This window comes from Acinetobacter sp. YH01003 (assembly GCF_013420525.1).
In the GTDB taxonomy this organism is placed as follows: domain Bacteria; phylum Pseudomonadota; class Gammaproteobacteria; order Pseudomonadales; family Moraxellaceae; genus Acinetobacter; species Acinetobacter towneri.
Map to the genome: position 1 here is coordinate 342,995 of NZ_VOXY01000001.1, position 23,284 is coordinate 366,278.

At 41.5% G+C, this 23,284-nt stretch carries 26 protein-coding genes; 5 read left to right on the forward strand and 21 right to left on the reverse strand.

Annotated features, from left to right (window positions below; all coding sequences use genetic code 11):
* Nucleotides 1-56: 56 nt before the first annotated feature.
* Together FTT70_RS01675 and FTT70_RS01680 are read right to left on the reverse strand one after the other, a co-directional pair.
* Complete coding sequence (locus FTT70_RS01675) at nt 57-833, reverse strand: RNA methyltransferase (protein WP_004971802.1); 777 nt, start codon at nt 831-833, stop codon at nt 57-59.
* Between the two features lie 50 nt (nt 834-883).
* Nucleotides 884-1,858: a class 1 fructose-bisphosphatase gene (locus FTT70_RS01680; protein WP_004971801.1), complete on the reverse strand. Its 975-nt coding sequence runs from the start codon at nt 1,856-1,858 to the stop codon at nt 884-886.
* 177 nt (nt 1,859-2,035) lie between these two features.
* On the opposite strand from FTT70_RS01680, the gene FTT70_RS01685 reads away from it, so the two are divergent.
* On the forward strand, nt 2,036-2,221 hold the full coding sequence (locus FTT70_RS01685; protein ID WP_004971800.1) for an NF038105 family protein: 186 nt from the start codon (nt 2,036-2,038) through the stop codon (nt 2,219-2,221).
* 156 nt (nt 2,222-2,377) lie between these two features.
* Here FTT70_RS01685 and pal read toward each other — a convergent pair whose 3' ends face one another.
* From pal to ybgC, 6 genes are all read right to left on the reverse strand, one after another.
* Complete coding sequence (gene pal, locus FTT70_RS01690; protein WP_004971799.1) at nt 2,378-2,947, reverse strand: peptidoglycan-associated lipoprotein Pal; 570 nt, start codon at nt 2,945-2,947, stop codon at nt 2,378-2,380.
* A 70-nt stretch (nt 2,948-3,017) separates the two neighbouring features.
* On the reverse strand, nt 3,018-4,301 hold the full coding sequence (tolB, locus tag FTT70_RS01695) for a Tol-Pal system beta propeller repeat protein TolB (protein ID WP_026438303.1): 1,284 nt from the start codon (nt 4,299-4,301) through the stop codon (nt 3,018-3,020).
* A gap of 193 nt (nt 4,302-4,494) precedes the next feature.
* Nucleotides 4,495-5,730, reverse strand: a complete 1,236-nt coding sequence (gene tolA / locus FTT70_RS01700) for a cell envelope integrity protein TolA (protein WP_180168211.1) — start codon at nt 5,728-5,730, stop codon at nt 4,495-4,497.
* A 3-nt stretch (nt 5,731-5,733) separates the two neighbouring features.
* Nucleotides 5,734-6,183: a protein TolR gene (tolR, locus tag FTT70_RS01705; protein ID WP_070154130.1), complete on the reverse strand. Its 450-nt coding sequence runs from the start codon at nt 6,181-6,183 to the stop codon at nt 5,734-5,736.
* Entirely contained in the window at nt 6,183-6,881 is a 699-nt protein-coding gene (gene tolQ, locus FTT70_RS01710) for a protein TolQ (RefSeq protein WP_104851739.1), read from the reverse strand. Before tolQ ends, tolR begins: the two co-directional genes overlap by 1 nt.
* Nucleotides 6,882-6,908: 27 nt before the next feature.
* The gene (gene ybgC / locus FTT70_RS01715) at nt 6,909-7,316 is read right to left on the reverse strand and encodes a tol-pal system-associated acyl-CoA thioesterase (protein WP_004971791.1); all 408 of its coding nucleotides are present in this window, start codon (nt 7,314-7,316) and stop codon (nt 6,909-6,911) included.
* Between the two features lie 228 nt (nt 7,317-7,544).
* Here ybgC and FTT70_RS01720 point away from each other — a divergent pair, with 228 nt between their 5' ends.
* Entirely contained in the window at nt 7,545-8,123 is a 579-nt protein-coding gene (locus FTT70_RS01720) for a hypothetical protein (RefSeq protein WP_004971789.1), read from the forward strand.
* A gap of 82 nt (nt 8,124-8,205) precedes the next feature.
* On the opposite strand, the gene ruvB is transcribed toward FTT70_RS01720, so the two are convergent.
* From ruvB to FTT70_RS01735, 3 genes are all read right to left on the reverse strand, one after another.
* The gene (gene ruvB, locus FTT70_RS01725) at nt 8,206-9,213 is read right to left on the reverse strand and encodes a Holliday junction branch migration DNA helicase RuvB (RefSeq protein WP_004971787.1); all 1,008 of its coding nucleotides are present in this window, start codon (nt 9,211-9,213) and stop codon (nt 8,206-8,208) included.
* A gap of 242 nt (nt 9,214-9,455) precedes the next feature.
* Nucleotides 9,456-10,058 carry a Holliday junction branch migration protein RuvA gene (gene ruvA, locus FTT70_RS01730; protein WP_004971784.1) on the reverse strand — a complete coding sequence of 201 codons (603 nt, stop codon included), beginning with the start codon at nt 10,056-10,058 and terminating at the stop codon, nt 9,456-9,458.
* Nucleotides 10,059-10,187: 129 nt separating this feature from the next.
* Nucleotides 10,188-11,528 carry a deoxyguanosinetriphosphate triphosphohydrolase gene (locus tag FTT70_RS01735; RefSeq protein ID WP_104851741.1) on the reverse strand — a complete coding sequence of 447 codons (1,341 nt, stop codon included), beginning with the start codon at nt 11,526-11,528 and terminating at the stop codon, nt 10,188-10,190.
* 261 nt (nt 11,529-11,789) lie between these two features.
* On the opposite strand from FTT70_RS01735, the gene FTT70_RS01740 reads away from it, so the two are divergent.
* Complete coding sequence (locus tag FTT70_RS01740; protein ID WP_104851742.1) at nt 11,790-12,107, forward strand: YqfO family protein; 318 nt, start codon at nt 11,790-11,792, stop codon at nt 12,105-12,107.
* Nucleotides 12,108-12,647: 540 nt separating this feature from the next.
* Here FTT70_RS01740 and FTT70_RS01745 read toward each other — a convergent pair.
* Complete coding sequence (locus tag FTT70_RS01745) at nt 12,648-13,424, reverse strand: nitroreductase family protein (protein ID WP_179996171.1); 777 nt, start codon at nt 13,422-13,424, stop codon at nt 12,648-12,650.
* A gap of 150 nt (nt 13,425-13,574) precedes the next feature.
* Entirely contained in the window at nt 13,575-14,375 is an 801-nt protein-coding gene (locus FTT70_RS01750; RefSeq protein WP_096901116.1) for an enoyl-CoA hydratase-related protein, read from the reverse strand.
* 411 nt (nt 14,376-14,786) lie between these two features.
* On the opposite strand from FTT70_RS01750, the gene FTT70_RS01755 reads away from it, so the two are divergent.
* Nucleotides 14,787-15,359 (forward strand): nicotinate-nicotinamide nucleotide adenylyltransferase, encoded by a 573-nt coding sequence (locus tag FTT70_RS01755; protein WP_096901115.1) that lies wholly within the window; start codon nt 14,787-14,789, stop codon nt 15,357-15,359.
* Nucleotides 15,360-15,437: 78 nt separating this feature from the next.
* On the opposite strand, the gene FTT70_RS01760 is transcribed toward FTT70_RS01755, so the two are convergent.
* The 5 genes from FTT70_RS01760 to dapD form a co-directional block, all read right to left on the reverse strand.
* Complete coding sequence (locus FTT70_RS01760) at nt 15,438-15,896, reverse strand: peroxiredoxin (RefSeq protein ID WP_096901114.1); 459 nt, start codon at nt 15,894-15,896, stop codon at nt 15,438-15,440.
* A 70-nt stretch (nt 15,897-15,966) separates the two neighbouring features.
* Nucleotides 15,967-16,371 carry a hypothetical protein gene (locus FTT70_RS01765; protein WP_004971768.1) on the reverse strand — a complete coding sequence of 135 codons (405 nt, stop codon included), beginning with the start codon at nt 16,369-16,371 and terminating at the stop codon, nt 15,967-15,969.
* Between the two features lie 13 nt (nt 16,372-16,384).
* On the reverse strand, nt 16,385-17,056 hold the full coding sequence (gene queC / locus FTT70_RS01770; protein ID WP_136144778.1) for a 7-cyano-7-deazaguanine synthase QueC: 672 nt from the start codon (nt 17,054-17,056) through the stop codon (nt 16,385-16,387).
* 89 nt (nt 17,057-17,145) lie between these two features.
* On the reverse strand, nt 17,146-17,856 hold the full coding sequence (gene queE / locus FTT70_RS01775; RefSeq protein ID WP_136144777.1) for a 7-carboxy-7-deazaguanine synthase QueE: 711 nt from the start codon (nt 17,854-17,856) through the stop codon (nt 17,146-17,148).
* Nucleotides 17,857-17,936: 80 nt separating this feature from the next.
* Complete coding sequence (dapD, locus tag FTT70_RS01780; RefSeq protein ID WP_131261166.1) at nt 17,937-18,758, reverse strand: 2,3,4,5-tetrahydropyridine-2,6-dicarboxylate N-succinyltransferase; 822 nt, start codon at nt 18,756-18,758, stop codon at nt 17,937-17,939.
* A 298-nt stretch (nt 18,759-19,056) separates the two neighbouring features.
* Here dapD and carO point away from each other — a divergent pair, with 298 nt between their 5' ends.
* Nucleotides 19,057-19,773: an ornithine uptake porin CarO gene (gene carO / locus FTT70_RS01785; protein WP_180168212.1), complete on the forward strand. Its 717-nt coding sequence runs from the start codon at nt 19,057-19,059 to the stop codon at nt 19,771-19,773.
* A 73-nt stretch (nt 19,774-19,846) separates the two neighbouring features.
* On the opposite strand, the gene FTT70_RS01790 is transcribed toward carO, so the two are convergent.
* The 3 genes from FTT70_RS01790 to FTT70_RS01800 form a co-directional block, all read right to left on the reverse strand.
* Entirely contained in the window at nt 19,847-21,055 is a 1,209-nt protein-coding gene (locus FTT70_RS01790) for an OmpP1/FadL family transporter (protein WP_180168213.1), read from the reverse strand.
* Nucleotides 21,056-21,239: 184 nt separating this feature from the next.
* Nucleotides 21,240-22,163 carry a CysB family HTH-type transcriptional regulator gene (locus tag FTT70_RS01795; protein WP_180168214.1) on the reverse strand — a complete coding sequence of 308 codons (924 nt, stop codon included), beginning with the start codon at nt 22,161-22,163 and terminating at the stop codon, nt 21,240-21,242.
* Nucleotides 22,164-22,215: 52 nt separating this feature from the next.
* Nucleotides 22,216-23,277 carry a sulfate/molybdate ABC transporter ATP-binding protein gene (locus FTT70_RS01800; protein ID WP_168417798.1) on the reverse strand — a complete coding sequence of 354 codons (1,062 nt, stop codon included), beginning with the start codon at nt 23,275-23,277 and terminating at the stop codon, nt 22,216-22,218.
* Nucleotides 23,278-23,284 lie beyond the last annotated feature (7 nt).

Genomic DNA, 23,284 nt, shown 5'->3' on the forward strand with positions numbered 1-23,284 from the left:
TTTCAGTCTAATCTATTTTTTTTGCAGGGCTAGTCTTTTTAAAATAAATTAACCATTTACAGACGTTGGCGTACCATTTCAAAGAAACAGATTGAGCCTGCAATTGCCACATTCAAAGATTCCTGTCCACCTGGTTGTGGAATACTTACCGCTTCTGCATGTTGTAAGGCATAATCGGACACACCTTGACCTTCATTGCCTAGAATCCAGACGCAAGCCTTACGCAGATTTTTGGAATAAAGACTTTCTGCATGGTGTGAACTGGTCACATATACAGGAATCTGAAATTGTGCTAAGACATCTTCGAGTTCAATATTTTCAAAGGTATGCAAGCTAAAGTGTGCGCCCATGCCTGCACGTAACACCCGTGGCGACCAAAGTGAGGCAGAACCTTTGGTACAAATAATTTGTTCAATACCTGCTGCTGCTGCAGAGCGCAATAAGGTGCCGACATTACCCGGATCTTGCACATTTTCTAAAATCAGTGTGTCTGCTTTAAAGTCTAAAGCTTGGCTTGAACTTGGCACGTCGACAATGGCTAAACAGGCAAGGGAAGTGCCTAAAGTGCTTAAATCTTTATATAAAGATTCGCCAATGACAAAGACCACGCCTGTGTATTTAGCCAAAATACGCTCATAGTCAGGATGGCTTAGTGCATGTTCGGTGGTAAAAATCGAATTGATTTTTTTATTTTCATGTAACCACGCCAGACACAAATGTGTACCTTCAAGTACCGTTTGTCCCTGTTTTTTGCGATAGTTATTTTGTTCAATTAAACCACGTAAGTGTTTAATTTTCGGGTTATCTTTTGATTCTAAAAAAATCGTAGGCATGCGATAAAATCCACAGCAGTCAGCGAATGGCCGACTGCTGTTGTTAAAAATTATTGATGGTAGCTGCTGACCAAATCGACTTCATTTTTTGAGCCAATGATGACAGGCACACGTTGATGTAGGTCTGTGGGTTGGATGTCTAAAATACGCACACGACCTGTGGTTGCCGCACCGCCTGCTTGTTCCATGAGCATACTCATTGGATTGGCTTCATACATTAAACGTAAACGACCTGCTTTTTTCGGGTCTTTTAAGTCGTATGGATACATGAAAACCCCGCTACGGCAAAGGATACGGTGAATATCGCCCACCATACATGCAACCCAACGCATGTTAAAGTCTTTTTCGCGTGGCCCAGTTTTACCAGCCAAAAGTTCATCAATATAGCGTTTTACAGGTGCTTCCCAATGGCGTTGGTTTGAAGCATTGATCGCATATTCTTTTGTATCTGCAGCAACTTGAATGTTGTCTGCAGTCACCAAAAACTCTTGGCTTTCTGGGTCAAAGGTAAAGAATACCACGCCTGCACCAACAGTGAGCGCCATCATGGTAGATGGGCCATACAGGACATAACCTGCAGCAACTTGTTGTGTACCTGCTTGCATAAAGTCTGCAGCTTGGGTCACGGCATTTTTTGCAGGTAAAATTGAGAAAATGGTACCCACACACATATTGATGTCGATGTTGCTTGAACCATCCAGTGGGTCAAATAACACTAAATATTGACCATTTTCCTGAGCAGGAGTGAATTCGTCTAATTCTTCCGACGCCAAACCACCCACATTAGGATGTTTTTGTAACGCTTCAATTAAATAATCATTTGAAATAACATCTAATTTCTTTTGTTCTTCGCCTTGTACGTTTTCATTTTGTGCACTGCCTAATACGCCCGCCAATGCACCTTTTTGTAATGTTTGGTCAATTGTTTTGCAAGTATTGGCTATAGTTTCAATCACTTGAGCAAGTTCGGGTGTTAAATTTCCAGTTTGTTGTTGTAGAAATTGGGAAAGGGTGCGGTATGACATGACTGGAAAACTCCGAATGACTGCAAAAATGAGGATAACAATATGCTGCAATAGTTTAGATGAGAACGCGTTAAAAGAAAAATTAAACTCGACTATTTGCTGTGATTTTACCCTTGCAAGTCCTGCAGAAAGTGCTATGTTGATGTGAAGGATTTAATTTGAGATAGGAGCACAGATATGACAACGTTAAAGTTTGATGCGACTCCAACGCCAAGCGAAGGGATTAGTTTAGACGATATTTCTGAGGACAAGATGAAAGCCGCTTGGAAAGATTACGAGTCTAAACCTGAATATAAAAAGTTTAACAAGCATGATTTGATTGAATCTATGCAAACTGCAAAAGCTGATGCCGAGTCGGAATAACTGAAGCAAAGCTGTATTTCTGCACTTATCTGTTAGTTTTTAAAATATTCGTTCGCCCAGTTTTTTATGTCATAAAAAAGCGCCCTTGTAATAAAGAGCGCTTTTTTCGTATTGGGGAAACACGTTCTAAACGAGTTTTTCCCAAACAGCAAATTATTATTTCAATAATGGTGGAACAGCTTCGTAGTTAATTTCTACGCGACGGTTTTCTTTCCATGCATTTTCATCATGTCCAGGGTTGACTGGCATTTCTTTACCATAGCTCACTGCTTCAAGCTGACCTGCGTTAACGCCGCTGGTGATTAAGAAGCTCTCAACCGCTTTGGCACGACGCTCGCCTAAAGCCATGTTGTATTCGCGTGTACCGCGTTCATCGGTATGACCTGTAAGCGCTACTTTAGAGTTGGCATTCGCCATTAGAAACTGTGCATGTGCTTGTAGGGTCTGGTAATCATCATTAGATAATTCGCTGCTGTCGTAGTCAAAATGCACCACGCGCTTTGCCAAGAAAGCTTTGTTGGCTTCGGTTACACCTTTGGCAGATGCACCTGCAAGGTTTTGTGCATTTAAAGCTGCATCTTCACTCAAACCTTGGGTGTTGACTGTAGTTGCACCACTTGGTGTTTGACCTGCTTGTGAGTCAGTCGTTGGTTTGCGGTTTGCACAACCTGTCATCACTAAAGCCGATGCCAAAACAGGGAGTACCAATAATTTAACTGCGTTCATCCTCATCTCCATGAAGCTTGATTTTTGGTTTTAAAACAGAACTGAAAAGTGTTTACCTTGCGGGTACTCATTATTTTGGTGCCCACGCAGGTTCACGCACTTCACCTTGTTCACTAGGTAAGTTCATGCGGAAGCGACCGTCTAAAGACATAATTGACAATAAGCCACGTGCGCCTTCGCGCGTTGCATACACCACCATTTGCCCATTTGGTGAGAAGCTTGGCGACTCATCCAAACTGGTTGGGGTTAAAATATTGGTGATATTGGTGTTGATGTCTTGAATTGCGACTTTGTAATTACTGCCACTTGGGCGATGCACCAATGCCAGTTTACGACCATCGGCACTGAGCGTACCACGTGCGTTAAATGCACCGCGGAAGGTTAGGCGTTTGCTGCTGCCTGTGGCAAAGTCATAACGATAAATTTGTGCGGAACCACCACGATCTGAAGTGTAAATAAATGATTTACCATCTGGTGCATAACGTGCTTCGGTATCAATCGCACTGTCATTGGTCATGCGTCGCAGTTCACGGGTGCTTAAATTCATTTGATAAATTTCTGGATTGCCATGCATGGATGCGGTAAACAACATACTTTGACCATCTGGTGAGAAGCTTGGAGCACCATTTAAACCACGGAAACTGGCTAATTTTTCACGCTGACCTGTCGCCAAATCTTGCACATAAATAGCAGGGCGTTTGGTTTCAAACGACACATAGGCAATTTTTTTGGCATCTGGTGTCCACGCAGGCGATAAAATAGGATCACGCGAAGTCAAAATGGTTTTAGGCTGTTCACCATCAGTATCGGCAATTTGCAGGGTATAGCGTTGTTCAGGTGTTGCAGGGTTGCGCAGTACATAAGCAATGCGTCCGCTAAAGTCACCTTTAATGCCCGTGAGTGCTTCATAAATGGCATCACTGATCATGTGTGCAGCAGAACGTACGCGTGACGCAGGCACGCTTAATAATTCATTCAATAAGTATTGCTGTTTTTGCACATCATAAAGTTGGTAATGAACTTCATAACCGCCTTCTGCAGTGGCTTTGACATTTCCCGTCACCACATAAGGTACACCTGCGGCTTGCCATGCAGCTGCATTTGGATTGTTCATGCTTGCAGTTGCAGCAAGGTTTTTAGATGAACTGGTGAATTTGCCTGAACGGTTTAAATCGTTTTCTACAATAGGATAAATACTTTGATCATTGCCAAACGGCACAATCGCAATTTTAGGTGCTTCTTCTGGTGCTTTGGCAATTTCTAAATGCAGTTGTGCAAAAGATTGTGTGCTTAAAACTGGGCTAAGCGCAGTTAAAATAGCAAGACAAAGTAGGTGTTTACGCGTTGTTTCCATCATTCGCTATTTTCTCAAATCAACATAACTTTTTTGGATGTAATTGTGGTACATAATGGCATGCTTTGGTAGGAATGAAAGCATGAATTTATAATAAAACTGTTATAACACTGTGAAAATTTAAATTTATTTATACTCACGAATATTTTGAGAAGGAGTTAGCCGAATAGATGTTATTCGGCTAACTGGTAACTTATTGTGCTGTAAAGGTAGAGGTGAAGCTACGTGCTTCGCGTCGTGCCTCTGAGTCTGACGGCATCGGATAAGGCGCAGCAGCACGAACGGCAGCCTCTACACTGGCCTTCATATCAGGATCGCTAGAATTAACCACGACAGACTGAACTGCACCACTGTCACTTAAAGTCACACGAGCAGTTGCACGTTGACCTGAAGAACCTGCTGGGGTATCCCATGCTCGTCTAATTTTATTTTCAAAATCACGTTTAGCTGTGGATGCAATACGTCTTACTTCGGCCTTTTTCTGAGCGGCTTCTTCTGCGGCTTGTTTGGCAGCTGAAGCTTTGGCTTCAGCATCGGCACGCGCCTTCGCTTCGGCATCAGCTTTGGTTTTTGCATCTGCTGCAGCTTTACGTTTTGCGTCGGCATCAGCCTTGGCTTTTTCATCTGCTGCAGCTTTACGTTTTGCGTCGGCATCAGCTTTGGCTTTTGCATCTGCTGCAGCTTTACGTTTTGCATCGGCATCTGCTTTGGCTTTTGCATCTGCGTCAGCTTTACGTTTTGCTTCGGCATCTGCTTTGGCTTTTGCGTCTGCAGCAGCTTTACGTTTTGCCTCAGCATCTGCCTTGGCTTTTGCATCTGCTTCAGCTTTGCGTTTTGCTGCTGCATTGGCTTCGAGTTTACGTCTCTCTGCAGCTTCTGCTTTTTTCAGGGCTTCGGCTTCTTTACGACGTACAGCATCTGCTTCAGTACGTGCTTTGGCATCGGCCTGGGCTTTTGCTTTGGCGTCAGCTTCTCGTTGAGCACGTTCTTCGGCGCGTGCTTGTTGAGCTTTTAAGCGTTCAGCTTCTAGTTTTTGTCGCTCTGCAATTTGTTTGGCTTCAGCAGCTTGTCGTTCTGCACGTGCTTGAGCCTCTGCTGCTTGTGCAGTTTTTTGTGTATCAACTTGAGGAGCGGGTGGCGTAGGAGCCGCTGCAGGTGTTGGAATGACAGGGGCAGGTTCAAGAGCAGGCTCGGCTGTTTGAGTAATTTGCTCTGCTACATTTTCATGTGTGGTTTCAGCAGATTTAGTTTCTAATAAGGGTTTTAAATCTTCTGGTTTTATTAATACCGTTTTAATGGGTTTAGGCGGCTCAGGTGCTTTACTCATGCCCAAATAAAGCAAGCCAACCACTGCGATAAGGTGGACACCTACGGTGAACCCAATCGCGATGGCTTTTTGTTGAAAAGGTGGCTTTTTAAAATCTTTCATAAATTACTTTAAAGGCTCGGTCAGCAATCCAACTTGGGTTAAACCCGCATCTTGTAAGTCAGACATTAACGCAATCACATCACCATAAGGGCGTGTATTATGACCGCGAATAACAACCTGAAACTCTTTGTTTTCAGCTTTGGCTTGAATTTGAGCATCGGTCAAAATTTGTTTCAGTTGGGCTAATTCCAAAGGTTCGGCTTTGTGTTCTTTGTATTCTAAAAAATATTGCCCATCTTTATTTAAAGTCACCAAAGCAGGGGCATCTTTCGATTCAATTGGATTACCATTGGCTTGAGGTAAATCGACTTGAATCCCACTGGTAATCATCGGTGCAGTAACCATAAAAATCACCAATAACACCAACATGACATCAATATAGGGCACTACATTCATGTCACTTTTGAGTGGTTTCTTAATGCGCTCGAAGCGTCCTGAGCGTTGAATGGCCATTAGTCGTGATCCTTAGTATTGCCTAAAGATTGACGTTGTAATAAAGCCACCATTTCTTCGGCAAATAAAGCACGATCAGAATAAATCGCTTCGCCTTTGGCGGTGTAATGGTTAAAGGCAAGTACCGCAGGAATGGCGGCAAATAAACCAATGGCTGTGGCAATGAGGGCTTCGGCAATCCCTGGTGCGACTGTTGCCAATGTGACTTGATCGACATCTGCCAGTCCAATAAAGGCATTCATAATGCCCCAGACGGTACCAAATAAACCAACGTATGGCGCAACCGAACCAATGCTGGCTAATGCACCTAAGCCTTGTTCAAGTTGAGCTTGGTCGCGGCTTAAACCGACACGTAAAATACGTTCTGTGCCTTCAATGGTTTGTGTTGCAGGCGCTTGGCGCTTTTTGAGTTTTAAAAACTCACCTAAGCCTTGATAGAAAATATCTTCCAAACCGACACGTTTTGAATTGAGCTGTGCGTTGTTGTAAAGTGTATTTAATTCTGCACCAGACCAGAAGATTTTTTGGAAATGCTGATCATCTGCCTGTGCTTTTTTATAGCTCATGTGTAACTTGGCAATCAGATACCAACTGTATAATGATGCTAAAAGCAGCGAGAGCATTACCAGCTGAACAACAGGACTTGCTTGTAAAATAAGATCTGATACTTGAAGAGATGATTCGAGTTGTGTTGCCATAGTTACTACATGTGCCAATTCATTTTTTTAATCTTGTCCTAATTCTTTCAGAATAAGGCTACGAATTTCATCTGGCAGACGACGTGGTTTCATATCTGAACCAAGACAGGCCAATTCAACCTCGCCAGATGCAAGCATGATTTCACCACGATAAATATTTTGTTGCAATACAAATGATGACGCTTTACACGAAACTACACTTGCTGTAACAGTAATTAGGTCATCCATTAAGATTGGACGTGAATATTTCACGTTAATTTTATGCACGACAAAGTTGTAATCTTGTTGATGCCAATAATGATCAACACCCGATGCACGAAGCCATTCGGTACGGGTACGTTCCATAAAGCGAATATGGTTGGCGTGGTAAACAATGCCGCCTGCATCAGTATCTTCCATATAGATACGAATTTTAAATTCAAATTTATTCGCCATGATGATGTTCCGCTTCAATGTTGCAAAGTTGTTTGATAAGCAATACTTATAGCTTACGCCGTGTCTGTGAAATTGACGTGAATCGGGGCTATAAGTCAAGCTGTGTATAGCGTGGCAGTTTATCATTCTCAACGCTTCGTCCAATGGCACAAGATTTCAAACATGCTTTTAAGTTAAAATTAGCTGCCTGCCTGATACATGCAGATGATCCACCCCAATGAGCAGCACATGAGCCGTTTAGTTAAATTTTTTGTGGTAATTGCCATATTGTATTTGTTGTGGATGACGCTGTTCCAGCCAGATGGAGGAATTGCGGATAGCACAACCTATCAGTCATCGCAGCAAGTGCATCAATTTAAAGACTATACCATTCAAGCTTTGGAAACCTATGAAGGTGAGTTTCGGGTATTGTCACGTGAAAATTATAATTTTGGACGTGAAGCCGAACTTAGCCCTGTCGATTTTGCTTTGGGATGGGGCGAAATGGCCAAGCCTGAAGTGTATAAACAGTTGTCTATTCGTCAAAGCAACCGTTGGTATCATTGGCGTTATGAACAAGCACCACCGATTCCTGTGCAAGAGATTGCAAGTTTGAGCGCTAATACGCATTTAATTCCTGCCACACCCGCGATTGCGACACAGTTAAAACAGATTGATGAAGATGATTTGATTTATTTGAAAGGTAAATTGGTTGAAGTTACTGCCGCAGATGGGTGGCAGTGGCGCAGTTCTTTAAGCCGTCATGATACAGGGGCGGGCGCGTGTGAATTAATGCTTGTTGAAGATGTGCGTATTATTGAAAATTAGGGTCTATCTACAGACCCAATTGACCTAAATATTTAATAACTTAAAGGGAGATAGCTCCCTTCAAGCTATTTTTTCCTTTGAGCTATTTTTCTTTTGGCTCTGGCGGTGTCATCCCAAATTGTAAATACGCCATATTGGTCGCAATACGCCCGCGAGCGGTTCGCATTACATAACCTTGTTGAATTAGGTATGGTTCAATTACATCTTCCAAAGTGCCAGAGTCTTCAGCCATAGCAGCGGCCAAAGCTTCCACACCTGCAGGCCCACCATCAAAACGCTCTAATAACATTGATAAATAACGACGGTCTAAGGTATCTAAACCATCTTTATCGACATTCAGCATATCTAGCGCACGTTGTGCCATCTCTTGCGTGACTTCACCTGTGCCTTTGACCTGCGCATAGTCACGAACGCGACGCAATAATCGGTTGGCAATACGTGGTGTACCGCGCGAACGACGAGCGACTTCATTGGCTCCTGCATCGGTCATTGGCACATCCATTAAACTCGCCGAGCGTTTGACAATATGGGTCAAATCTTCAACCGAATAAAATTCCAAACGCTGCACAATACCAAAACGGTCACGTAACGGTGAGGTGAGTAAGCCTGCACGTGTGGTAGCGGCGACAAGGGTAAATGGTGGCAAGTCCAGTTTAATGGAGCGTGCTGCAGGCCCTTCACCAATCATGATGTCCAGTTGATAATCTTCCATCGCTGGATACAAAATCTCTTCAATCACAGGTGAAAGACGATGGATTTCATCAATAAATAACACATCACCTTCTTCAAGATTGGTCAGCATGGCGGCTAAATCGCCTGCGCGTTCTAAGACAGGCCCTGAAGTAGATTTAAGGTTGCCGCCCATTTCACGGGCAATAATATTGGCGAGTGTGGTTTTGCCTAAACCTGGTGGTCCAAAAATCAGGGTGTGGTCCAATGCTTCTGCGCGTCCACGGGCTGCACCAATGAAAATTTCCATTTGTTCACGCACTACAGGTTGCCCAATATAGTCATCGAGTGAAGTGGGGCGAATGGCGCGATCAATTTGATCTTCGGGTTTTTCAGAACCACTGATTAGACGGTCTTGCATATCGTGTTAACTAATCTCTTGAGCTGGGCATTTTGATGCTGCATGCACAGCCTCAAAGTATGAGTTGCGTTTAAATGCCTTTGCGAAGGCATGATTTTACTTTTGAAAGATCAAAAGTAACAAAAATCTTATGTTGAGTTGAGGGTATATCCCTATACCCCAACTCAACGGGCGACATCCATGTCGCCAGTCATGTATCCAATATTGGAAAGATGAACTTACGCTAGGTTTGTTGGCATCTTTTATTTATTCATCGACTTTAATGCTGCACGGATAATATCACTGGCTTCAGTAAAATCGCCCTTGACTGCATTAATCAGTTTTTGTGCTTCGGCAGGTTTATAACCTAAAGATTGTAAAGCGGCTTCGGCTTCGGCAACAGCAGAATTGCCTGTAAACTGGATTTGAGTCATTGTGGAATTGCTGCTGCTCACTTCGTTGGACATGGCTTTAAAGCGATCACGTAATTCAATCATTAAACGTTCAGCAGTTTTTTTGCCCACACCTGGCACTTTAATCAGGGTATTAATATCTTCATGTTCTACGGTGTGAATCAGTAGCTCGACGCTTAAGGTTGATAAAATACCTAGCGCCATTTTTGGGCCGACACCATTGACTTTAAGTAAGGTACGGAAAATGGTTTTTTCTTGGGCTTCTAAAAAGCCATATAACAATTGAGCATCTTCACGCACAGCTAAATGCGTCCACAGGGTAATTTTCTGCCCCTTTTGTAACTGGCAAAATGTGGTGAGTGGCGTGTCAATTTCATAGCCCACACCATTTACATTCAGCAACACGGTTGGTGCTTCTAAAGCCAATACTTCGCCAATAAGACATCCGATCATATTTGTGGTTCACTGATTAATTTAAAATAAGTTGCTGTTCGCATAGTAGAGCGCATTTTCACAAAAGGCAAAATCTGCGCTTAAATCCTACTTCTATTTAGATACAAGTATTGATATGCAAATTACTCATTATAGCAAGCCGACCTTATTGCCTTGTAATTCTTGCGATAAGTTATAGGCTTGGTGATCTGAAAACTTAGAGATAATATCCAAGACTTGCATAATATTGTCATAGTGATTATGCGCAAAATCTGCCCCTGAGCGTTGCAAGATTGACATTAAACGCTGCTCTTTAAAACTTAGGGTTTTATGTGGCGTGGTGAGTGGAATAAACGCATCCAAAATGTTTTGTAAACTTTGATGCGCAATAATTTCCAGCCCTGCCTTTTGTGGATGCTCGAAAATTTTCTCACGGGCTAAGTCTTTGGCGCGATTAATACCAATTTCAATATCTGCCGAGCAATATTGTAAAAGACTGCCTTTGAGCTGTCCCATCAGAATTTCCAAATGGTGTTTGGCAAATGCTGTAGTGACTTCATCGACCAAACGCTTCATGACCCGACCACGCAAAGCGGCAATTTTTTGTTGCCATGTGGTACGTGCCATCGCCAGTTCTGCTGGAATACCGTAGTCACCAATCAAGTTTAAAAAGATCGGTTCAACTTCTTCATAGCTGAGCATGTTTAAGATAATGCCATCTTCCAAATCAATTAAGGCATAGCAAATATCATCTGCTGCTTCCAATAAATATGTCAGTGGATGACGGCAATAGTGATAATCGCCCAATTGAATCAGACCAAGCTGTTCTGCAATTTGTTTGAGAATTTCTTTTTCGGCTTGGTAACAACCAAACTTATCACGTTGATTGGCAGGGCGGTTGCCTTGTTCGGCAATGGTTTTGGAGAGCCATGGATATTTTAAATAAGCGCCTAAAGTGGCATAGGTTAAACGCATGCCGCCATCATTTGGATGATAGTCAATTTTGGTGAGTAGACGTAAACCTTGTGCATTGCCTTCAAACTGACGGACATCAGCTTCTTCTTCATCGCTGAGTTTGGCGAGGAAATTGCCGTGTGAAGCATCATCAAACCATTCACGAATGGCATATTCGCCTGCATGCCCGAAAGGTGGATTACCAATATCATGTGCCAAGCAAGCAGCTTGAATAATCGCACCGACATCGGCAGGGGAAATCCACATAGGCAAGTGATCTTTAATTTTTTCTGCAGCCAACATTCCCAATGAACGTCCAATACAAGACACTTCTAAAGAATGGGTTAGGCGAGTGTGAATGCCATCGTGTTGAGTCAGTGGATGGACTTGGGTTTTACGGTTTAGCTGTCTAAAACTTTGCGAAAAAATAATACGGTCATAATCTTTATGAAAAGGGCTGCGCGCCTGTTCTGTACTTTGTTTTTTACTACCAATTCGAACTGTGGAAAGCAGTTCTAACCAACGCATTTGAGTCATTTATCATTATTCACTATGTGCTTGTTTTGCATCATGCCAAAAAAATGACAAAAGCTCTAGGGGCGTGCGACATGGCTTGTCTTTTTAAATCTAAAATCATACAAAATGGGGGATAAGTTTGTGGCGAAGCGTACTTTAAATTTTTTGGGAATTGTATAAATTGAGGATTGGATGATGCGTATAGGTTGCCAAAATAGCAACGATGCCCAATTTTTTATGCTAATTTCTAATTAATTGTGAAATGGATAGCGAAGTTTAAATATGCTCAAACTGATTTACTATGTGCCTGAATCTCATCTTGAAGAAACTAAACTGGCGGTTTTTGCAGCGGGTGCAGGTGGAATTGGCAATTATGAACATTGTGCATGGCAGGTTTTAGGCACAGGGCAATTTAAGCCTGTCAAAGGAGCAAATCCGTTTATTGGTGAGTTAGATGCTTTGGAACACGTTGCCGAATGGCGCGTGGAAACCATTGTACCTGAGCAAAATGCTCAGGCAGTCGCAAAAGCGCTCAAGGCAAGCCATCCTTACGAAGAGCCTGCCTTTGAGTTTATGCAACTTTTAGATATTAATTTTTAAAGACTTAAATACCAATTTTTAAAGAAAAATAGAATTGTACGATCACTCATATATGGATTGGGGCAAATATAAGTTGCGTAGATAGATTTTACTTTTCACGGGCGAAAAGTAACAAAAGCCCTCTGTTAGACTGATGGTACGTCCTGTACCACAGTCTAACGGGCGACATCCTTGTCGCCTTATCACGAGTCAAAATGTGGCTAGGTTTTAAAAATACAGTTGAAATATTAGGGTCTGTTGACACTTCATCTATGTTTGCGACGTGAGAGATATATCTCGCAAGGTTTTTTAGCTGATATAAGGCATGGGGCAGGAAATTTAGTTATTCTAAATGACTGACTCATAACGCAATAGCAGCAAAAAATATGCTCGTCCCCTTGCGCAGCAAACAAAGCAGCGCTTTGTTCTTGCTCATGTGGCTAAAACTTTCTCAGATTACGTTATGAAACTTGGCAATAGTCTCGCTATTCCTTGCGTTTCATGCCTAATCTGCTCAGTTTTAGCCTACAGCGCAAGCCATTTATGAAATGTTAACAGCCCCTAGACTTTCTGAATAAACAGGTCACGGTCAAAACGGTATTGCGGGAAAAAGACACCATCTTCGGCACGTTCACCTGCAGCAATCACCATCACTGGAAATTGTTGATCATTCAGTTTTAAGAGTTTGCGTACCATCGGCTCATCAAAACCTTCCATCATGCAGCTATCAAAACCGTGTGCGCGAAGGGCCAAGACCATATTTTCACAGGCGAGTGCTGTAGTTTTACTTGCCCAAAGTTTGGCATCTGCAGGGTTAAATGCAGTCACAGGTAATTGTTTATCTAAACTACGTGCAATTTTGAAAGCGACTTTCTTAAAGTTACCTACTGCGTTTAAGTAGCCAGTCATGTAGTTATAAGGAATAAACTTGTAATATTTTTTGACTGCAGCAGGTGCTTCAGGAAAAGGGAACTCGCTGATATTCTTTTTTGCCATTTCATCAACACGGTCTGTACGTGCAATACACACGATTAGCTCTGCTGCAGTACGAGCAGCGAGTTGTCCTAAGCAGGCTTTAACCAGTTGTTTTTTCTTGGCAGGATTTTGCACCACGACAAAAGTCCACGGTTGTAAATTAGATGAGTTTGGAGCCAATAAAGCCATATCTAAACAATCATCCAATACTTCTGCAGGAATGGCTTTGTCGGTAAATTTACGCACCGAACGACGGCTTTGAATGACTTTTTTAAAGTTTTCTACATCAATATCTTGTGGTGCAGGTTCAAAATAACGTTCTTTTTTTTCAGCTTTAACATCGGTTGGATTTGGATTAGACATTACAATTTTCCTCAATTTTTTAATGATTGACAGCACATTGCAGAATATGGGGGCGAATAAAGAAAAAACCACATTCAGCCAAAATGAATGTGGTTTTAAAACATCTAGTTCACTTGAAATGGGTGTAAGTACATTTCAGCTAAACAGCGCTTAATTAAATTGGCTGAAATCAGGTTTACGTTTTTGCATAAAGGCCTGCACCGCTTCCATCATTTCTGCTGAGCCGACACGTTGCATAAAAATCTCTGCTTCATGGTCAATCCACGCCACAATTTCATTGACATTATGTTTCATGAGGGCTTTAGATTGTTTAAGTGATGCCAATGGTAAAGCTGCCAATTGTGCTGCTTTTTGTTGCGCCGTTGCATAGACATCGGTTTCAATGCTATTAACTAAATTTGCCGATAATGCCGTTTCGCTATTGAATTTTTGTGCAGTTAGCAACAGTTCAGCCGCTTTGTGATAGCCTGCTTGTTCTACTAGAAGTTTGCTTGATGCACCTTCAGGCGATAAGCCCAAGCTCACAAATGGAATTTGGAATAGGGCAGTATTGTCGCTATATACCAAATCTGCATGTAATAGAATTGTGACACCAATGCCAATTGCCACCCCACGTACAGCTGCAATCAGCGGTTTAGAAAACTTAGCTGCAGATTTTAATAAGATGAATGGAGGGCCTTCGGCAGCAGGTAGTTGTCCTTTAAGTGCAGCAGACTTCATAAAGTCTTGCATGTCATTGCCAGCACTAAAATCTGCATCTGTGCCACGTAAAATTACACAACGTACTGCGTTGGACTGATCTGCTTCATCTAAGGCTTGTGCAATCCACAAATATAATTCACCATACAGCGCGTTTTTTGCTTCTGGTCGGTTGATGGCTAAAGTCAGTACGCCATTGTCTAAATTCGCATTCAAATGTGGGTGAGGTTGTTGAATACAGCTCAGTGTCATCGTACTATCCTTGCTTTGATTGGTTTGAATTTATGGCTCATTATGTCGCAAATTCGCAGCGCTGGCACAACTCATGAGTTCATAAAAAGTTAGTGAATGATGAGATTTGCGTTCCTAATTCAATGTGAAATTTATTTAGAATTTGGGGTTGTTCATTTAAAAAATGAATAAGCAAGGCGGAATCTTAACGTCTATTAATTCTATTTTAGGATTAACCTTCGGTTCGACCTACTTTTGTTTTGGCAAAAGTAGGCAAAACCATTTGTCATCCACGAAACCTGCCCAATTATTGTTTTTGATTTATTATCTTGCAAAAACAATAATGAGTTGATACCACGCAGGTTGTGGATGACATTTCCGCGTATCAGATAGCATCATGTTGTTATCAAAATTAGGATTGGCGTATTTATTATGCAATATACGTTTGATTATTTGGTTTTCATTGGCCGCTTTCAGCCATTTCATTTGGCGCATTTGCAAACCATTCAAATTGCGTTAGCACGTAGTCATTATGTGATTTTGGCATTAGGTTCTGCACAAAATGAGCGCAATTTAAAAAATCCGTTTTTAGCCAAAGAACGTGAGCAGATGATTTTGTCTAACTTTTCACCTGAGATGCAAGAACGGATTAAGTTTGTGCATGTCGTAGATGTCTACAATGATGAAAAATGGCAAAAACTAGTCAAATCTTTAGTCGGTGAATTGATTCAACCGCAAGATCGTGTTGGTTTAATTGGGCATTTTAAAGATGACTCGTCTTATTATTTAAAGTTTTTCCCTGAATGGGAGATGGTAGAATTAGACAGCTTGCAAGATGCCATGTCTGCTACGCCTGCACGTGAGGCTTATTATCGTGGGGAAATACAGCCTAATTTTTTCCCGCAAGGCACAATTGATTTCTTAACCGCATTTCAAAACACGGAAATTTATCGTCAATTACAAGACAAATACCAGCAGCAGGATAGCAGTAATTTGACGGAGTAATCCAGTTTTTAAATGAAAAAGGATGATTGAAAAAGCTTTCAATCATCCAGAACATTGTGTTTTTTTAGAGGCTGAAAATTAAGCTTGTAAAGCGGTTAAATCCGCAAGCACTTGCTCGGCATGTCCTGCAGCTTTGACTTTACGATATTCTTTCAGTAATTGACCTTGATGGAAAATAAAAGTAGAGCGTTCAATGCCCATAACTTTTTTGCCATACATATTTTTTTCTTTAATCACATCAAACAACTGACACAATACTTCTTCTTTATCGCTAATCAAGTTGATGCCTAAAGATTGTTTTTCGGTAAAGTTTTGATGGGCTTTGACTGAGTCGCGCGAAATGCCAATGATGGTGGTATTAAGCGCATCAAATTGTGGCTTTAGCGCAGTAAAATCGACAGCTTGTGTGGTGCAGCCTGGGGTAGAATCTTTCGGGTAAAAATACACCACTAACCAATCTGTACCAAGTTCGGTTAAATTGACTTCGCCTGTGGTTGCAGGAAAAGCTTGATTTGGTAATTGAATTGTCGTGCTCATATTTTTCTCCAAAATCATGCACATAAAAAACTAGCCACATAAAGTGGCTAGTTGAAATTGTTAAGAAAAATTATTTTTTCTCAGCCGCTTTCATTGCTTCTTCAGTTAAGGTTTTTAATTTACCTGTAAGCTGAGGACCAAAACAAGTTTGCAAATCTTTATTTTGCTTTTGTACAAAAGCTAAAGTCGCAGGGCTCTTTTTCTGGTTAATTGCGCTTTGAATTTCCCATTTTTGAGCGTTGGTTAATTTACCATCTGCTTCTACTGCACAAGTACAATATTTGCTTACTTCAGCTGTAGTCAGTTTTTTGCCTTTTGCAGTTTCTTCTTTACAAACATTAATTAAAGCTGCTTTTACATTGGTGCTTTTATATGCTTGTTGCAACTTGTCATTATTTGCGTGTGTCGTTGTTGCGAATAATGCAGCAACAGACATAATCGCAGAAACTATAATGTTTGATTTTAAATTTTTCATACACTTTACCTTGTTATGACGGTATATAACGCGTTGGGTCTGCAACACCAGCATCGGCAAAACCTTGTTTGCGTAAGCGACAGCTGTCACATTTACCACAAGCACGTCCTTGGTCATCTGCTTGGTAGCAAGAAACCGTTTGACTATAGTCTACGCCATGTTCAATACCTAAGCGAATAATATTTGCTTTGGATAAATGTAACAAAGGTGTCTCAAATTTTAACGGTTTGCCTTCTACGCCAACTTTGGTTGCCAAGCGTGCCATATTGGCAAAAGCATCAATAAATTCAGGACGACAGTCAGGATAGCCCGAATAATCTACCGCATTAATACCAATCACAATTGCTTCTGCATCAAAAACTTCGGCAGCTGCCAAAGCATAAGACAGGAAGATGGTATTACGCGCAGGCACATAAGTCACAGGAATACCTTCTTGCTCATGATCAGGTACTTCAATGCTGTGATCGGTCAGGGCAGAACCGCCCAAGTTGCCTAAATCAATATTAATCACACGATGCTCAATGCCTGCATTTTTAGTCAAGGCACGTGCAGCATCTAGCTCTGTAGTCGAGCGTTGACCATACATAAAACTAAGTGCAATACATTCATAACGCGCTTGTGCCCATGCCAAACACGTGGTTGAGTCTAATCCACCAGATAACAATACAATGGCACGAGGGCGCATAATTGAACTCCAAATTTTAAAATATAGCGATAGAACTTGAGCAAAAGTGTGAAGATTGACGTCAATACGAATGGGGATTCGTGAGGAGATTAACGACCTGTTTCATCATTCCAAAGCAATTTATGTAATTGCAATTGGAAACGAACAGGGAGATGGTCGGCTAAAATCCACTGTGCCAAATCACGTGCAAGTTGTGGCAAGGCGACTGCACCTTTTTCGACAGCAAATGCAGGGGAGAACCACACTGTATCGACTTTTTTATGCAACTGATATTGCTCAACTTGCTGCTTCGCCCAAAGATAATCGTCATGATTGCAAATCACAAATTTGATTTGATCATGTGGGTTTAAAAAATCTAAATTTGATAATAAGTTGCGTGACATTTCACCCGATGCAGGGGTTTTTAAATCCAGCACCTTCGACACACGGTTATCCACTTTAGAAATATCTAAAGCTCCACTGGTTTCCAAAGACACTTCACAACCTAAATCTGCCAAGCGTTGCATGAGTGGCAGTGCATTCGGTTGAGCCAGAGGTTCACCGCCCGTCACACATACATACGGTGTTTTAAATTCTAGCGTGGTTTGGATGATGTCATCTAAAGATTGACGTTCGCCACCTTCAAAAGAATAAGTGGTATCACAGTAATGGCAACGCAATGGACAACCCGTTAAACGAATAAACACGGTTGGCAAGCCCGATGTATTGGCTTCGCCCTGCAATGAATAGAAAATCTCCGTGATGCGTAAACCCGCAGACGGATCAGAAACAGGAATAGCGGAAGATCGGAGGGTATTCATAAAATTCATCACAGTATGTAAAAAAACAAAAATCCCTACGGTCATTGCTGGCCGTAGAGATGGAGAAAACTAAAAAAAGTTTAGTCTTCGCGTAATAAGTCGTTCAAACTGGTTTTTGCACGGGTTTTCGCATCTACTTTCTTCACAATGATAGCAGCATACAAGCTATAAGTGCCACATTTAGAAGGCAGGTTGCCAGAAACTACCACCGAACCTGCAGGTACACGACCATAATGGATTTCGCCAGTTTCACGGTCATAAATTTTGGTCGATTGACCAATATAAACGCCCATAGAAATGACAGAACCTTCTTCCACAATCACGCCTTCAACAATTTCAGAACGTGCGCCAATGAAGCAGTTGTCTTCAATAATAGTTGGGTTTGCTTGAAGTGGCTCAAGTACACCACCAATACCTACACCACCCGATAAATGCACGTTTTTACCAATTTGTGCACATGAACCTACAGTTGCCCATGTATCAACCATGGTGCCTTCATCTACATAAGCGCCAATATTGACATAAGATGGCATTAACACCACATTTTTGGCTTGGAATGAACCTTTACGTGCAACTGCTGGCGGTACAACACGCACACCTGCTTGTTTGAATTGCTCGTCAGTCCAACCTGTAAATTTCGTGTCTACTTTGTCGTAGAAACGCAAATCGCAAGATTCAATTGGCTTGTTATCATTGAGTTTAAAAGATAACAAAACTGCCTTTTTTAACCATTGGTGAACGATCCACTCACCATTAATTTTTTCAGCAACGCGTAATGTGCCGTTATCTAAACCTGCAATTGCTTGTTCAACTGCCTGACGAATTTCAGAGGGACAATCTGCAGCGCTGAAATTAGCGCGGTCTTCAAATGCTTGTTCAATGATTGTTGAAAGCTGAGACATCGATGTTCTTACCAGAAAAAAATTTTCCAAAGATTTTACACTATATTGAGTGAGGAATAGATAAAAATTGGAACAGATTGGAATTTATCCTTAGTAAGATAAACAAGTTAAGTTGCGCGCTAAATTGTTGAAGTTTTGAAAATAAATGCTTTTGCAATAAACAATAAGAATAAATTTGTATCAAAAAATAACAAAAACGGGGTGAATTTTGCATAAAAGCTGAACGCAACATGCTCTATAGTTTTCTCATGACAAAACGAATGAAAATTCAAAAAGTTTTAGTTTGAGGAGAAACACAATGAAAACTTTACATACATTTTTAGCCGCTTCGGTATTGGCAGCAGTTGCAGGTTCTGCAATGGCAGATACAGCTGTGGTAAAAGATGGCTATGCGTTTGATCGTAACCAATTAATTCCAACAGGTGTACGTGCTGAAGTAGGTACAACAGGTTATGGCGGTGCCTTACTTTGGACTGCAAACCCGTATGTGGGCTTAGCGCTGGGTTATAACGGTGGTGATATTTCTTGGTCGGATGACGTAGAAGTTGATGATGTTAACTATGATGTTGATATGGACAACAACTTGACTTACTTAAATGCTGAGATTCGTCCATGGGGTGCAAGTCCAAGTAAGTGGGCACAAGGTGTTTATGTAGCTGCAGGTGTTGGTTACATCGATCAACAATACGCTCTACAAGCTCGAAATGATGGTGGAACGATCAAAGTTAAAGGTGAAGATACTGGTTTAAGTAAACTTGGCTATGATCTAGATTATAGCAATGACATTGCACCATATTTAGGCCTAGGCTTTGCACCAAAAATTAATAAAAATTGGGGTGTATTTGGTGAGGTTGGTGCTTACTATACAGGTAATCCAACTGTGACTAATGTAAAAGTTGAAGGCGGCAATTGGGAAGATAACCAATTAGTTGTTGATCACCTTAATGAAGTTCGTAACGACGACAAATACGAATGGATGCCAGTTGCCAAACTAGGTGTAAGTTACCACTGGTAATATCCGATAGCTTTAGCTAAATCAAAAAAACGAGCCTCGGCTCGTTTTTTATTTGTGTAGGTTTACGTGTATATTAGAAACGATGGGCAAGACGTAAACCATAAACAAGGGCATTGTTATTATTGGACGTTGCCAGCGAGGCAAAAGACACAGCACTGTCAGTATTGGTATTGATTTTGGCTTTTCTAAACTTTAAATAATGTGCGCCAAATGTAATCTCATTTTTTTGATTTACACGATATACCACGCCTGTTCCAAAACTTGAAAAGCCATCTGAAGGGTTGAGTGTAGACACAGTATTGCCAGTCCCAGAGTCCCATGAGCTTTCAATAAAACTGACCCATGTGGGTGTCCAACGGTGCGCCCAGCCTATTTTTGCCGACCATTGGTCTTTAGGGTAGGAAATCAGTTGATAACCTGAAATTTCGGGTACATACGGTGCATAGGCAGCAATGACCGCATTAAATTGTGGCGGTTGAATGCTAAAGTCAGACCAGTTTACCCAGCGTAAATCTGCATAGACGAGGTTATGTGTCGAAATCGCTGTTTGTAAGTGTGCATTGACAGATTGTGGAGTTTCTACCACGCTCTGATTTTCGGGCACAAGATTTAAAAGCGTGTGTTGCGTATGTTCGTAAGTATTTAGACGATGTTTAATTTTAGCGCGATAAGTCACTGCGGTTTTAAATGCATACTCTGGAATTTGATAACTAAATCCTGTTAACCAACCTAGGGCAGAATCACGTTCAAATGCTACGCTATAACCATTAAACACAGCATAATCTTGTCCAAAAACCTCTAAATAGCCTTTAAAGTCTTGCCAGCTAATACCTGTAAAAAAATTCCAGCGAGGGGTAGGTTGATAGCCGATTAGTGCAGTCATATTGCGACTGTCAAACTGAATATGACTGGACTCAATTTCTATTTTTTCAGCATATATTTCAGGGGTATATTGATAATTAACCCGCCCACCAAACGGTTGGTCGAATAATAAACCAAAGGAAAGTTGTGGGCTAAGCCGTAATTTTAAGCCCGCATTGATGAAATGTTTGCTTTCGACCAAATCTCCAGTCGAAAAATCAGTAACTCCCAGTTCACGGAGTTGTTGTTGATATTGTACTTGCCCAGAAACATTCGGCTCTAAATAAAGCAAGGTTATTTCTGCATAATTATTTTCTTGTAAAAAGGCGCTTACAGATTGATGGCTTTGTTCTAGAGCTGCAGCATGACTATACACTATGGGCAGGACGTACAAGCATGCAGTGCAAAGATGATATTTCATGTGACGTCCCGCATTTGAGTGATAGAATCGTGTTTAAAATCAAATAATCATTTTTATTGTTGATTATATTTTATGCATAATTTGAATCAATTTAAAACATTATTTTCCTGTTTTAAGATAAACGAAGATCATGGCGAAATAATGAAACATAAGAGAGCGAATGCGCTCTCTTATGTGAATGGGGTTATTCGTCAGGATAAGCAATGCGCTTTAAAGCTTTAATATCGGCATTCGGTGCACATAAAGAAATAAACTCATAGCCGTAACCACGTAGTAAGTGTCCTTTGCGAACCGCAATCCATGTGGTGTTTACCCCAAAAATATCGGTCTGGATTTGTTTTAGACGGTAATCGCGTTCTGCATCGTATGCCACATTGTTTACCACGCCTACGCCCATGCCCAATTCAACATAGGTCTTAATAACATCGGCATCAAGTGCAGACATAACGATATTGACATCAATTCCTGCATCGGTAAATGCTTTGTCAATTTTAGAACGTCCCGTAAAGCCGCCGTGATAAGTGATGATTGGATATTCTGCCAAATCGGTCAGGCTGATCTCAGTTTTACTGGCTAAAGGATGATCTTGTGGGGTAATAATGCTGTGACACCAGTCATAATAAGGCACACTTGCTAAGTTCTCTTCAGTGGTTAGAGATTCAGTTGCAATACCAATATCGGCTTCACCTTGCAGCAGCATTTCGGCAATTTCTACAGGGCTGGCTTGTTGCAAAATCAAATGTACTTTAGGGAATTCTTTTTTAAACAAATTCACAATAGGCGGCAGCACATAACGCGCTTGGGTATGTGTAGTCGCAATGGTGAGCGTGCCTTCATCGACTTTATTAAAGTCATCGGCAAGGCGTTTAATGTTATCTGCATCAACCAACATGCGTTCGACAATACTCAGCAAAGCTTGTCCTGGCTCGGTTAAACCTAGTAGACGTTTGCCTTTGCGCACAAAAAGCTGCACACCAAGCTCATCTTCAAGGTCTTTAATGTGCTTACTCACGCCCGATTGAGAGGTGTATAGTGCTGCAGACGCTTCGGTTAAATTAAAGTTTTGCCGAACGGTTTCTCTAATAATTCTAAGTTGTTGGAAATTCATAGTGGTGCAACCCTAAAAAGGATGGAGCGGGTTAGGCTCCATCTTGATGTCCTTATGCGACTTGATTTTCAAATAAATGTAAAGTGGTTACACTTAACCAAACCGTTTGATTTGGGCGGAATTGGTGCAGTTTCGCTTCATCTGCAGTGAGTGCAATTTCAATCAAATTCCCTTGACGATCTTGCAATTCTGCAACTACTTTACCAGCAATCCAAACCTCACGTAAGAAGGTCGCTTGAATGGTATTTTCCTGTGGTTGGGCATGAATATGCAACTCATCTGGACGTGCAAATGCAATCACTTTGCCTTGTGGTGCATTTGGTTGATTGAGAAGTTGTACGCGATCTTCACCAATTTGCACAATCCCTTGATGATGTTGTCCTTCAAAACGGTTGGCTTGACCTAAGAAGTCAAATACAAACGGAGTTGCAGGCTGTTCATACACTTCACGCGGTGAACCAATTTGTTCGACATTACCTTTGTTCATGACAATAATTTGATCGGCAACTTCGAGTGCTTCTTCCTGATCGTGGGTCACGAAAATTGAAGTGATGTGTAATTCATCATGCAAAGTTCTTAACCAACGACGTAATTCTTTACGCACTTTGGCATCAAGCGCACCAAAAGGTTCATCCAATAACAATACGCGTGGTTCTACCGCTAAGGCACGTGCCAAAGCAATACGTTGACGTTGTCCACCCGATAACTGCGCAGGATAACGGTCTGCTAAAAAGCTTAACTGTACCAAGTCGAGCAAACGCATAACACGCTTTTTAATCTCGGCTTCTGAAGGTCGGGTTGCACGTGGACGTACCCGTAAACCAAATGCGATATTGTCAAATACGGTCATGTGGCGGAATAGGGCATAGTGTTGGAAAACGAATCCAACTTGACGTTCGCGCACATGCACATCGGTTGCATCCTGACCCTCTAATATCACTTGCCCACGATCTGCCGACTCTAATCCTGCAATAATACGCAACAAGGTGGTTTTACCACAGCCTGAAGGCCCAAGCAGTGCTACCAATTGACCATCTGGAAAATCGAGGGAGATGTCTTTAAGTGCATGGAATGCACCAAAATTTTTTTCAATATTTTTAACTTGAATACTCATGCGGTCA

Excerpts from the sequence above, each read along its gene's own strand:
- FTT70_RS01675 (WP_004971802.1), bottom strand. The coding sequence starts at position 833 with ATGCCTACGATTTTTTTAGAATCAAAAGATAACCCGAAAATTAAACAC.
- FTT70_RS01680 (WP_004971801.1), bottom strand. The coding sequence starts at position 1,858 with ATGTCATACCGCACCCTTTCCCAATTTCTACAACAACAAACTGGAAAT.
- FTT70_RS01685 (WP_004971800.1), top strand. The coding sequence starts at position 2,036 with ATGACAACGTTAAAGTTTGATGCGACTCCAACGCCAAGCGAAGGGATT.
- pal (WP_004971799.1), bottom strand. The coding sequence starts at position 2,947 with ATGAACGCAGTTAAATTATTGGTACTCCCTGTTTTGGCATCGGCTTTA.
- tolB (WP_026438303.1), bottom strand. The coding sequence starts at position 4,301 with ATGGAAACAACGCGTAAACACCTACTTTGTCTTGCTATTTTAACTGCG.
- tolA (WP_180168211.1), bottom strand. The coding sequence starts at position 5,730 with ATGAAAGATTTTAAAAAGCCACCTTTTCAACAAAAAGCCATCGCGATT.
- tolR (WP_070154130.1), bottom strand. The coding sequence starts at position 6,183 with ATGGCCATTCAACGCTCAGGACGCTTCGAGCGCATTAAGAAACCACTC.
- tolQ (WP_104851739.1), bottom strand. The coding sequence starts at position 6,881 with ATGGCAACACAACTCGAATCATCTCTTCAAGTATCAGATCTTATTTTA.
- ybgC (WP_004971791.1), bottom strand. The coding sequence starts at position 7,316 with ATGGCGAATAAATTTGAATTTAAAATTCGTATCTATATGGAAGATACT.
- FTT70_RS01720 (WP_004971789.1), top strand. The coding sequence starts at position 7,545 with ATGAGCCGTTTAGTTAAATTTTTTGTGGTAATTGCCATATTGTATTTG.
- ruvB (WP_004971787.1), bottom strand. The coding sequence starts at position 9,213 with ATGCAAGACCGTCTAATCAGTGGTTCTGAAAAACCCGAAGATCAAATT.
- ruvA (WP_004971784.1), bottom strand. The coding sequence starts at position 10,058 with ATGATCGGATGTCTTATTGGCGAAGTATTGGCTTTAGAAGCACCAACC.
- FTT70_RS01735 (WP_104851741.1), bottom strand. The coding sequence starts at position 11,528 with ATGACTCAAATGCGTTGGTTAGAACTGCTTTCCACAGTTCGAATTGGT.
- FTT70_RS01740 (WP_104851742.1), top strand. The coding sequence starts at position 11,790 with ATGCTCAAACTGATTTACTATGTGCCTGAATCTCATCTTGAAGAAACT.
- FTT70_RS01745 (WP_179996171.1), bottom strand. The coding sequence starts at position 13,424 with ATGTCTAATCCAAATCCAACCGATGTTAAAGCTGAAAAAAAAGAACGT.
- FTT70_RS01750 (WP_096901116.1), bottom strand. The coding sequence starts at position 14,375 with ATGACACTGAGCTGTATTCAACAACCTCACCCACATTTGAATGCGAAT.
- FTT70_RS01755 (WP_096901115.1), top strand. The coding sequence starts at position 14,787 with ATGCAATATACGTTTGATTATTTGGTTTTCATTGGCCGCTTTCAGCCA.
- FTT70_RS01760 (WP_096901114.1), bottom strand. The coding sequence starts at position 15,896 with ATGAGCACGACAATTCAATTACCAAATCAAGCTTTTCCTGCAACCACA.
- FTT70_RS01765 (WP_004971768.1), bottom strand. The coding sequence starts at position 16,371 with ATGAAAAATTTAAAATCAAACATTATAGTTTCTGCGATTATGTCTGTT.
- queC (WP_136144778.1), bottom strand. The coding sequence starts at position 17,056 with ATGCGCCCTCGTGCCATTGTATTGTTATCTGGTGGATTAGACTCAACC.
- queE (WP_136144777.1), bottom strand. The coding sequence starts at position 17,856 with ATGAATACCCTCCGATCTTCCGCTATTCCTGTTTCTGATCCGTCTGCG.
- dapD (WP_131261166.1), bottom strand. The coding sequence starts at position 18,758 with ATGTCTCAGCTTTCAACAATCATTGAACAAGCATTTGAAGACCGCGCT.
- carO (WP_180168212.1), top strand. The coding sequence starts at position 19,057 with ATGAAAACTTTACATACATTTTTAGCCGCTTCGGTATTGGCAGCAGTT.
- FTT70_RS01790 (WP_180168213.1), bottom strand. The coding sequence starts at position 21,055 with ATGAAATATCATCTTTGCACTGCATGCTTGTACGTCCTGCCCATAGTG.
- FTT70_RS01795 (WP_180168214.1), bottom strand. The coding sequence starts at position 22,163 with ATGAATTTCCAACAACTTAGAATTATTAGAGAAACCGTTCGGCAAAAC.
- FTT70_RS01800 (WP_168417798.1), bottom strand. The coding sequence starts at position 23,277 with ATGAGTATTCAAGTTAAAAATATTGAAAAAAATTTTGGTGCATTCCAT.